Origin of the sequence: Coprococcus sp. ART55/1 (assembly GCF_000210595.1) — a bacterium.
GTDB classification, from domain to species: Bacteria; Bacillota; Clostridia; order Lachnospirales; family Lachnospiraceae; genus Coprococcus; species Coprococcus aceti.
In genome coordinates, this window is the sequence record NC_021018.1 from 331,222 (window position 1) to 340,187 (window position 8,966).

The window sequence follows — 8,966 nt, forward strand, 5'->3', positions numbered from 1 at the left end:
CCCAGGGCTCCCTTCTGTCCCTTCCTGTCCACTCCACTGGATGTACACGCCACATCATACTTCGCCGCATCCGCCAGTATATTCAGTTTTTCTTTCGTTGTAAGTCCTGTAATTATCTCGTTCATGCATAATATTATACGAACATTTGTTCGGTATTGCAAGAGGTAATTTCTGGTTGCCGGTTAAAGCATAATATTACTTATGGATGGCGCAGACAAAAAAAGACCAGACACACTCTGAACGAATGTATCCGGTCTTCTCTATGCGAAAGGATCTGGACTATGACAGTTCCTTTCTTCTATATGATTCTAAGCTATATCTTAGAGCTGTGGGCCTGCTGCAACTAATGCCTTACCTGCTGCATTACCCTCGTACTTAGCAAAGTTCTTCTGGAATCTTGCTGCAAGATCCTTAGCCTTTGTCTCCCACTCTGAAGCATCAGCGTATGTGTCACGTGGGTCAAGGATTGCTGGATCTACGCCAGGAAGCTCTGTTGGAACCTCGAAGTCGAACATAGGGATCTTCTTTGTAGGAGCCTCATTGATAGCACCACTGAGGATTGCATCGATGATTCCTCTTGTATCCTTGATTGAAATTCTCTTGCCTGTTCCATTCCATCCTGTGTTAACAAGGTATGCCTTAGCACCGCTCTTCTCCATCTTCTTAACAAGCTCCTCTGCATACTTTGTAGGATGCAGCTCGAGGAATGCCTGACCGAAGCAAGCTGAGAATGTAGGTGTTGGCTCTGTGATACCTCTCTCTGTACCAGCAAGCTTTGCTGTGAATCCTGACAGGAAGTAGTACTGTGTCTGCTCTGGTGTAAGGATTGATACTGGAGGAAGTACTCCAAACGCATCTGCTGAAAGGAAGATTACGTTCTTTGCAGCTGGTGCTGATGATATAGGTCTTACAATGTTCTTGATATGATCTATTGGGTAAGATACACGAGTATTCTCTGTTACGCTCTTATCAGTGAAATCGATCTTGCCGTTTGCATCAAGTGTAACGTTCTCAAGAAGAGCGTTTCTCTTGATAGCGTTGTAGATGTCTGGCTCTGAATCCTTGTCAAGGTCGATAACCTTAGCATAGCATCCACCCTCGAAGTTGAATACGCCGTTGTCATCCCAGCCGTGCTCATCATCACCGATGAGGAGACGCTTTGGATCTGTTGAAAGTGTTGTCTTACCTGTTCCTGAAAGGCCGAAGAAGATAGCTGTGTTCTCACCGTTCATATCTGTGTTAGCTGAGCAGTGCATTGAAGCCATTCCCTTAAGTGGAAGGTAGTAGTTCATCATTGAGAACATACCCTTCTTCATCTCTCCGCCGTACCATGTGTTAACTATAACCTGCTCATGGCTTGTGATGTTGAATGCTACACATGTCTCTGAGTTAAGTCCTAACTCCTTGTAGTTCTCAACCTTAGCCTTTGAAGCATTGTACACTACGAAATCTGGCTCGAAGTTCTTAAGCTCTTCCTCAGTTGGCTTGATGAACATGTTTGTTACGAAATGAGCCTGCCAAGCAACCTCAACGATGAAACGGATAGCCATACGAGTATCAGCATTTGCTCCGCAGAATGCATCAACTACGAAAAGTCTCTTGTTTGAGAGCTCCTTCTTTGCAAGATCCTTAACTGATGCCCATGTCTCCTCTGTCATTGGATGGTTATCGTTCTTGTACTCATCTGATGTCCACCATACAGTGTCCTTTGAGTTCTCATCTACTACGATATACTTATCTTTAGGTGAACGGCCTGTATAAATACCAGTCATAACGTTAACTGCGCCAAGTTCACTAACCTGTCCCTTCTCGTATCCCTTAAGGTCAGCCTTTGTCTCTTCCTCGAATAACAATTCATATGAAGGATTGTGTACGATCTCTGTTGTGCCTGTAATGCCATACTTAGTTAAATCAACTGTTGCCATTTTTCTTAACTCCTTTTCTTTAAATGTATTTCATTGATAGGTGCATGTCGCCTGTACCCTGCCGGCACCGCAACTATACAGCACTCAATAATCTGAAAATAAATATGAACACTTTCTCTCATATTCAGTTGAAAGTATACCCAATTAGTCAAAATAAATCAATATGATTATTGAGTTTTTTTTGTAGTTTACAGAAACTTCTCATTTATAATCTCAATTTTATATTTATTACTTGCATAACCTAAGATAATGAGCTTCCACGTCTCTTCTCAAGGAATTTTGACTTCACTATCAGAATATCACCTGTCTGTATCTCCAGATCACCTGTCGGCAGTATAGACATATTATCCCTGAGTACCATATATATATTCACACCATACTCCTCCGTAGCCTGGAGTATGGTCCTGCCGCAAAACTTGCTCACATCATCTACGAGCAGTTCTCCAATCTCGTCCACATCAACAACTTTGGACTCCTCGTTGGCATTGTTCTGATACTGCTCTACAAATCCGGCGCTTATGATACCTGTAGGTATCGCTACCAGCAGAACTCCCATAAATGCTATGACTATCGCCATGCATTTGCCCAGCAGCGTGATCGGGTAAATGTCTCCATACCCCACGGTAAGGACTGTCGATACCGCCCACCATATGCCGCTGAAGGCGTTGCTGAACACTCCCGGCTGTGCGGCATGCTCAGTGCTGTACATACACAGGCTGCTCGCCATCATCAGTATAAATATGATGAACATGGACGATATGATCTGTCTGCTCTTTCTCAGCAGGACTATCTTGATGACATTGAAGCTGTCGTACTTTGAATTGATCCTGAAAAGATGGAATATACGGATCACCCTGAGCATCCTGAACGCCACGAAGCCAGACAGAAAGAACACTGGTATGATCGTGAGCAGATCCACAACTCCGTCATATGATATGAGGAACTTTCCTATAGCCTTTCCTCTGGTGCATGTGGGATACAGGAAATCCGCCGTCCATATGCGGAGAATGTACTCAACACAGAATATGCCTGTAGTCACCCACTCGATAACACTCAGCAGCCCATAATATGGTTCAAGCTGATCGTAGGTCTGCAGGAACATCACCGATATGTTCGACAATATGACACCCACTATGAATATGTCAAATGCCCTGCTCGCCAGATTGCTTTTGTCCCCTATCTGTATTATGTCAAATATTTGCTTTTTGAGTTTTGTCTTGTTTACCGCCATTGCTCTCCTCTTATATATCTATTTGTCCTTGAGAATGTCCATCATCTCATCTATCATCTCTTCGTCCTGAAGCCTGAACTTGATCTCCACGCGTCTCGACGCTGCCATGTCCACTGCTTATGATGCCGTTGCTCTCCGTCAGACAGTACTTTGCCACTGAGAACGTTCGCTGCTGTGAAAGTTCAAGATTGTATATGTAGGAACCATTCGTATCCGTGTGTCCCTCTATGATTATCTCCGAAACGTATTCCCTGTAATCATCGCGCAGAAGCACACTGCAGTACTTCGGCAGGAACTGGTTGATGGTAAGCATACACGAATATACCACCCGTTATGGCAAACATACACACACTTATAATCGCCCTATCTCCTATCATAATTAAAAAGAGGCTGTTTTACCAGTTGAAATACTTACTCCTTTACCTGTTATTTACATATTTATGCGGGATTTACATGTTTTTACAAGGCTCTGTGCATACCGCACAAATGGCCATTTTCTTTTTGTGCACTTTGAAAAATGTGTCATAAAATCTTTAAATTTTGAAGATTTTATTTTGCAAAACGTTTTTTTTCTGTACATATTCTGTTCATATTTTGTGTATATACTGAACTCAGTTGTTCAAGAGAAAGTAATTTACTCTTAGTTGTTTAAGTTGTTGTTTAAAAAAGAACCGCCTAGCAATTCAGGTGGTTCTTTTTTTGCGCACAAAATTATCTCTTATTTAGCAAAAAAGGCTGAAAAGATACAATTTCTTCAGATTTTGTATCTTTTCAGCCTTTTATTTTGATTTAGAGATAATTTTGTGTGCAGACGAACTCATCCGCCACCAAAAGATCCCAGCTTTATAACTCTACACTGCAAATTACTCCGTAGGAAGCTTAGCCTTCTCGAATATCTCAACAACCTTGTCGTCAGGCTTCTTTGTGAGAAGTGATACGACGATAGCTGTAATGAACGCTGCTGCAAATCCAGGAACGATCTCATAAAGTCCTGTTGGTGTTGCAAGGAACTTGTACCAGAGCATGTCAACAGCAAATCCGACTATGATAGAAGCAAGTGCTCCATTGTAATTCAGTCGCTTCCAGTACAGTGACAGAACGATGACCGGTCCAAATGCCGATCCGAATGCGCCCCATGCATTTGACACGAGTGCCATGATACCCTCGCAGTCCGGATTCATCGCTATGGCAAGTGCCACAACTGAGATGATGATTACCACAATTCTTCCTGCCCAGAGCATCTCCTTGTCAGATGCACTCTTTCTGAATATAGGCTTGTACACATCAGACGAAAATGCTGATGATGAAGCAAGGAGCTGTGAATCAGCTGTACTCATGGACGCTGCAAGGATAGCTGAGAGAAGTATACCAGCTACAAGTGCAGGGAACACGCCTCTTACAAGTCTGATGAATACCTGTGAGTTATCTGTAAGTCCACCGCCAAGATACTTAAGGCCGACCATACCAACTACGGATGCCATAACGAGGATGATTCCCGTCCAGCAAGTACCGACTATTCTGGACTTCTTCATCTCCTTCTCTGACTTGATCGAAATGTATCTTATAAGAATATGTGGCATACCCATATATCCAAGTCCCCATGCAAGTCCTGATATGATATTGATCACACTGGTCTTGTCAAATGAACCACTTATAAGGGCATTGTAATAATTGTCTGGAATGACAACATCAGGTGCTATAAAGCCAGCGCCCTGCATGGTGATGACCGCAATGATAGGTGCGATCATGAGAGCTGCAAGCATCAGAAGTCCCTGGAAGAAATCCGTCCAGCACACTGCATTAAAACCACCAAGGAATGTGTACACGATGATGATGACTGCAGCGCCGATCATGGCTGTATTCCTATCGATGCCCATAACAGTGTTGAACAGAGTACCGCAGGCCGATATACTTGACGCAGCGTATATACAATATGCAACCACAAATATAACTGCACATATTATGAGAAGCAGCTTATTGTCTGACTGAAAACGATTTGTCAAATACTGAGGTATAGTGATCGAATCGTTGTACGCTATCGAGAATCTTCTGAGTCTCGGTGCTATGAATATCCAGGCACATGCTGTTCCGATGAACAGACCAACTGATATCCACATGTTGCTGAGTCCTGTCGCATAGAATGCTCCGGGCAGTCCCATGAGAACCCACGCACTCATATCAGATGCTCCGGCGCTGAGTGCAGCCACCAGACCATTCATATCTCTTCCTCCAAGAAAATAATCCTTCTCGCCGGCATTCCCCTTGGATTTGAAGAAGAAATAAATTCCTACACCGATTACCAGGACAAAATACGCTATAAACGCAATCATCTCGTAAACATTCATTAGTTAATCCACCTTCCATAATAATTATAATTTATCTGCTCCGCACCAACTTTACCACTGCAGTGCAGTATCTCACTGTCAGCGCACATAACAAAGCAAATTCTACACGGAAACATACCAAAATGCAAGGTTTTTCAGCATTTGGCGATTTTATCTGTTTTGCCAGTTTCCCGGCGGCAGACCTCACAGCTGATGTCTGCTGGTGCAAGCCTTCCAAGATCCCCGCCTGATAAAACAGCCGGCTCACAGCGGCATGCCCGGTCTCGATCCCGGAAAGCTCGCCATTAAGCCGGCTGTTTTATTCTCTCTATAGTCTTCCGCTCTCAAACATTTCAGTCCTGTGATTCGTCTGACTACTCAATCTTACCGATTAGAATCCGATATGTCTGTTATCTGTGATTCTCTTTGCCTTGCCCTCTGAACGTGGAATGGTCTTAGGTGGAACCAGTTCAACCTTTGCGCTGATAAGCAGTGTCTGCTTGATATCTGTCTTGATGCGGGATGCAATAGCCGCAAGCTTTGCAGCATCGCCCATATCCACATCTTCCTTGAGCTCTACCTGAACTGTCAGCTTATCCTGTGAATTCACACGATCAACCACGATCATATAATGAGCTGAAGCCTCCTCCACGCCGAGAAGGACTGACTCTATCTGACTAGGGAATACATTTACACCACGGATTACAAGCATGTCGTCTGTACGGCCTGTGATACGGCTCATCTTGACTGTTGTTCTTCCACATGCACATGTGCCGTGTGTAAGTGTACATATATCATGTGTCCTGTATCTGATCATAGGTGTACCTGTCTTGGTAAGGGTTGTAAACACAAGCTCTCCAGGAACTCCGTCTGGAAGCGGCTCCTCTGTGACCGGATCAATGATCTCTGCAAGAACATGATCCTCGTTGATGTGCATTCCGTTCTTCTCAAAGCACTCAAATGCAACACCAGGTCCACCAATCTCTGTTAGTCCATATATATCAAATGCATCGAAGTCAAGAAGCTCCTCAAGGTGCTGTCTCATCTCCTCTGTCCAAGGTTCTGCTCCGAAGTAGCCTGACTTGATCTTCAGTTCTGATGGATCGATGCCCATCTCCCTGATGGTCTCTGCGAGGTATGTAGCATATGAAGGTGTACAGCAAAGCATGGTTGCGCCGAGCTCTTTCATCATCATGATCTGTCTCTGTGTGTTGCCTGATGACATCGGAACTACCATGGCACCAACCTTAGTCGCGCCCTGATGTGCTCCAAGTCCACCTGTGAACAATCCATAACCATAAGCTATCTGGATGACATCATCCTCTCCGCCACCAGCGCACTTGATAGCTCTGGCTACCATCTCCGTCCACACATCTATATCGTTCTGGGTGTAGCCAGCTACAACAGGCTTACCTGTGGTTCCTGATGAACCCTGGATTCTGATGATGTCCTTCCTGTCTGCTGCAAACAGTCCAAATGGGAAGTTATCCCTGAGATCTGTCTTCTGCATAAATGGCAGCTTGACGATATCGTCTATGCTGTTTATATCCTCCGGCTTTACTCCCGCCTCGTCCATTCTGGCTCTGTATGCCGGTACATTTGCATATTCAAGTTCTACTGTCTTTCTAAGTCTCTCCCCCTGAAGCTTTCTTCTCTCCTCAGGATCCATACACTCCATCTCTTTATTATAGATGTAATGAATCTTCTTCTGTCTCATAACTTCACTGTCCTCCATAAGATAACTCAAATCAGCATTTGTGCAACCTGCTGATTTTGTATGACACTTTAGCGCGCCAAACAACTAAATTGTACATACATATGTGGGCTGTGTCAAGGAAAAGCCATCAATCGCAGTACATTTTCCGTATATTTTTGAAAGAGCTTCGAATATTTGCGGTCAAATGGCATATTTGCCTGATAGATTACTCTTGCATTCCGGGTTTTCAGGTCGTATATTATTATCTGACAACAAAAAGAGGACGCGGGAGCTTGTAGTACAGGCTGAGAGGAAGGTGTGACCTTCGACCGGAAACCTGATTTGGATAATGCCAACGTAGGGAAGCCTGATAGCAGACGTTTGTTAAAGTGCAGACTTTATTGGGGTTACCAGATCGGTAACTCTTTTTTTGTGCAGATAAAAGACTTTGGAGGAAAGGGCTATGGTAACAGTGAACGGAAAAGATCTCGACGTTGCCGGGCAGAATCTGGCGGCATTTCTTGAAGAATCCGGCTACAAACCGGTGCGCATAGTTGTTGAGATCAACGAGGAGATCATACCGAGAGAGACATACGCAGACATTACATTTAACGACGGCGACTGTGTGGAGGTCGTGAGTTTCATGGGAGGAGGAGCATTATAATGAAAGAAGACAAGCTGATAATAGGAGGACATGAATTCAATTCAAGATTTATTCTGGGTTCAGGAAAGTATTCCATGAAGCTGATCGAATCAGCTATAAAAGACGCAGGAGCAGAGATCATCACTCTGGCCGTCCGCCGTGCAAATACAAAGGAAGAGGAAAATATTCTCGATTTCATCCCAGAGGGAGTTACTCTCCTGCCAAATACAAGCGGCGCGAGGAACGCCGAGGAGGCCGTGCGCATAGCAAGGCTTGCAAGGGCTCTGGGCTGTGGAGACTTCGTCAAGGTGGAGATCATGCGCGACAGCAAATATCTCCTTCCCGACAACCAGGAAACGATAAAGGCAACCGAGGCACTGGCAAATGAAGGATTTGTGGTACTGCCTTACATGTACCCGGACCTGAATGCCGCCCGTGATCTGGTAAATGCGGGAGCCGCAGCGGTCATGCCACTGGCATCACCTATAGGTTCCAACAAAGGACTGGCTACCAAAGACTTCATCCAGATCCTCATCGACGAGATCGAACTTCCGATCATAGTTGACGCCGGTATCGGAAGGCCATCCCAGGCATGTGAAGCCATGGAGATGGGCGCTGCCGCCATCATGGCAAACACTGCCCTCGCCACAGCCGGAAATCTGCCACTCATGGCATCGGCATTCAAGGACGCGATAAATTCAGGCCGAAAGGCTTATCTGGCAGGTCTTGGAAGAGTTCTCACCAGAGGGGCATCCGCGTCAGATCCACTGACCGGATTCCTGCATGACTAAGGGGGTGAACTCATATGGAAAACCACTTTCTGATAGACTCGGAATATCTTTCGCCGGAAGCGCTGGAGATCAAGCACCGTCTGGAGACAGATCCATCGTCAAGGAAAAGCCATATGGAATACCTTCCGGGCATGGAGGTTATTGAATCTGACATCCGTAGCAAGGTCATGGAGCACATGAACAGCTACGACTACAGCAGTTACACAGGCAGAGACGTCATGGCTGCCCTTGAACACGAGACGTGCAGCATAGAGGACTTCAAGGCTCTGCTCTCCCCCGCCGCCGAACCATTTCTTGAGATGATGGCGCAGCGCGCAAGCCGCGAGACAAGCAGGCACTTCGGCAACACGGTCTAC

The 8,966-nt window shown here is 45.2% G+C and carries 7 protein-coding genes, 1 pseudogene and 1 riboswitch; of the genes and pseudogenes, 3 read left to right on the top strand and 5 right to left on the bottom strand.

What is annotated here, in order from left to right; translation table 11 throughout:
* Positions 1-320: 320 nt before the first annotated feature.
* The 5 genes from pckA to CCU_RS01535 all read right to left on the bottom strand — a co-directional run bounded on the left by pckA (position 321) and on the right by CCU_RS01535 (position 7,197).
* Positions 321-1,925 (bottom strand): phosphoenolpyruvate carboxykinase (ATP), encoded by a 1,605-nt coding sequence (pckA, locus tag CCU_RS01515; RefSeq protein WP_015533309.1) that lies wholly within the window; start codon positions 1,923-1,925, stop codon positions 321-323.
* A 241-nt stretch (positions 1,926-2,166) separates the two neighbouring features.
* Positions 2,167-3,156 carry an ion transporter gene (locus CCU_RS01520; RefSeq protein ID WP_015533310.1) on the bottom strand — a complete coding sequence of 330 codons (990 nt, stop codon included), beginning with the start codon at positions 3,154-3,156 and terminating at the stop codon, positions 2,167-2,169.
* Positions 3,157-3,202: 46 nt separating this feature from the next.
* Complete coding sequence (locus CCU_RS01525) at positions 3,203-3,469, bottom strand: OmpA family protein (RefSeq protein ID WP_015533311.1); 267 nt, start codon at positions 3,467-3,469, stop codon at positions 3,203-3,205.
* A gap of 550 nt (positions 3,470-4,019) precedes the next feature.
* The gene (putP, locus tag CCU_RS01530) at positions 4,020-5,501 is read right to left on the bottom strand and encodes a sodium/proline symporter PutP (protein ID WP_015533312.1); all 1,482 of its coding nucleotides are present in this window, start codon (positions 5,499-5,501) and stop codon (positions 4,020-4,022) included.
* 370 nt (positions 5,502-5,871) lie between these two features.
* Positions 5,872-7,197: a phenylacetate--CoA ligase family protein gene (locus CCU_RS01535; protein ID WP_015533313.1), complete on the bottom strand. Its 1,326-nt coding sequence runs from the start codon at positions 7,195-7,197 to the stop codon at positions 5,872-5,874.
* 254 nt (positions 7,198-7,451) lie between these two features.
* Positions 7,452-7,557: riboswitch (TPP riboswitch) on the top strand.
* A gap of 82 nt (positions 7,558-7,639) precedes the next feature.
* Here CCU_RS01535 and thiS point away from each other — a divergent pair.
* The 3 genes and pseudogenes from thiS to CCU_RS01550 form a co-directional block, all read left to right on the top strand.
* Positions 7,640-7,840 carry a sulfur carrier protein ThiS gene (gene thiS, locus CCU_RS01540; protein ID WP_015533314.1) on the top strand — a complete coding sequence of 67 codons (201 nt, stop codon included), beginning with the start codon at positions 7,640-7,642 and terminating at the stop codon, positions 7,838-7,840.
* Positions 7,840-8,610 carry a thiazole synthase gene (locus CCU_RS01545; RefSeq protein WP_015533315.1) on the top strand — a complete coding sequence of 257 codons (771 nt, stop codon included), beginning with the start codon at positions 7,840-7,842 and terminating at the stop codon, positions 8,608-8,610. Before thiS ends, CCU_RS01545 begins: the two co-directional genes overlap by 1 nt.
* Before the next feature lie 14 nt (positions 8,611-8,624).
* Positions 8,625-8,966: pseudogene (locus CCU_RS01550) on the top strand (2-iminoacetate synthase ThiH); the annotation flags it as partial.